Below are 1,401 nucleotides of genomic sequence, written 5' to 3' on the forward strand. Positions count from 1 at the left end.
AGACGTCGTTTCTTATGGCGTGATCGCTCGTTGATCCGTGCATGACGGATCTGGTTGAACGGCTGGTGCCGGACGAGTTGTGGGTGCTGTTCCGGCGAGTGGTGCCGCCGACGGAAGTGATACGTCCGCAAGGCGGGGGCCGGCGTCGGGCAGGTGACCGCGAGGCCCTCGCCGCGATCATCTTCGTGGCGACCTCGGGCTGCACCTGGCGGCAGCTCCCGCCGGTGTTCGGACCGAGCTGGCAGACGGTCTACCGGCGGTTCGCCCGGTGGAGCCGAGCCCGCGTCTGGGCCCGGCTCCACCGGGTCATTCTCGACGAACTCGGGGGCTGTGGTGAGCTGGACTGGTCGCGATGCGCGATCGACTCGGTCAGCGTCCGGGCGGCAAAAGGGGGCCACTGACGGGACCGAATCCGACCGACCGTGGCAAGAGTGGATCGAAGATTCACCTGATCACCGATCGGAACGGACTGCCCCTGTCGCTGGGCATCTCCGGTGCCAACATGCACGACAGCCTCGGCCTGCAGCCGCTTGTGCGTGGCATCCCGCCCATTCGTTCTCCCCGCGGACCCCGACGTCGTCGTCCGGCGAAGTTGCACGCCGACAAGGGTTACGACTACGACCACCTGCGCCGATGGCTCCGCAAGCGCGGCATCCGCCATCGCATCGCACGCAAGGGCATCGAGTCCTCACAGCGGCTCGGCCGCCACCGGTGGGTTGTTGAGAGGACCGTGTCCTGGCTCGCCGGCTGCCGCCGACTCCACCGCCGCTACGAACGCAAGGCAGAACATTTTCTCGCCTTCGCTGGCATAGCCGCAGCCCTCATCTGCCACCGCCGACTCGTCCGTGTGGACGGGCAGGACCAGTCAGCGTGAGGCTCCGACACTGCTGACCCAGACATCCAAGGGCGTGATCTCCAGTTCGGTCTCGGCCTGCTCCGAGAAGCCCTGCGCGTCGTCCAGCTCCGACCAGGCGATGAAGCCCGGCTCGTCGTCGGCCAGAAATCCCTCGACGATCGGACCGAGGTCCTCTGAAGCCACATAGGGACCGCTGAACGGCAACGCATCCGGGGGCACAGAACCGGTCGAGCACCGGAGCTGCCCTGCCTGTTCGTCGTGCCACACGTAGAACGTCGCCACCCCGGGAAAGCCCAGATCGCGAATGCGTTCCCGGATGGCAGCAGCAGTCCGCTCGAAGGCATCCACCACCTCGGCGACGGCCAACGAACTCCTGTCCTCGTCCGCCGCACCCAGCGACCAGGTGTTGGTCTCCCACTCCACTCGCCGGTCAGTCGGCTCCAGCACCAGGGGCTCGGCCGCCACCTCAGCGATCCACGTCAACAGCACCACAGCAGTATCCCTGCGCAGCTCGGCCCCGAGAACCACCAAAAGAAACGAGGTCT

The 1,401-nt window shown here is 66.7% G+C and carries 2 protein-coding genes; one reads left to right on the forward strand and one right to left on the reverse strand.

Annotated elements, in window-relative coordinates; translation table 11 throughout:
* Positions 1-41: 41 nt before the first annotated feature.
* Positions 42-874, forward strand: a protein-coding gene (locus tag ACIQMR_RS38370; RefSeq protein ID WP_401397797.1) for an IS5 family transposase whose coding sequence is annotated in 2 segments (ribosomal slippage) — positions 42-399 and positions 399-874 — 834 coding nt in all. Because the reading frame shifts where the segments join, the coding sequence is not laid out codon by codon here.
* Here ACIQMR_RS38370 and ACIQMR_RS38375 read toward each other — a convergent pair.
* Positions 866-1,401, reverse strand: a 536-nt coding sequence (locus ACIQMR_RS38375) for a hypothetical protein (RefSeq protein WP_401397800.1), incomplete at its 5' end; no start/stop codon positions are given. The two genes, ACIQMR_RS38370 and ACIQMR_RS38375, sit on opposite strands and share 9 nt — an antisense overlap.

It is taken from the genome of Streptomyces sp. NPDC091376, from assembly GCF_044757085.1.
Classification (GTDB): domain Bacteria; phylum Actinomycetota; class Actinomycetes; order Streptomycetales; family Streptomycetaceae; genus Streptomyces; species Streptomyces pratisoli.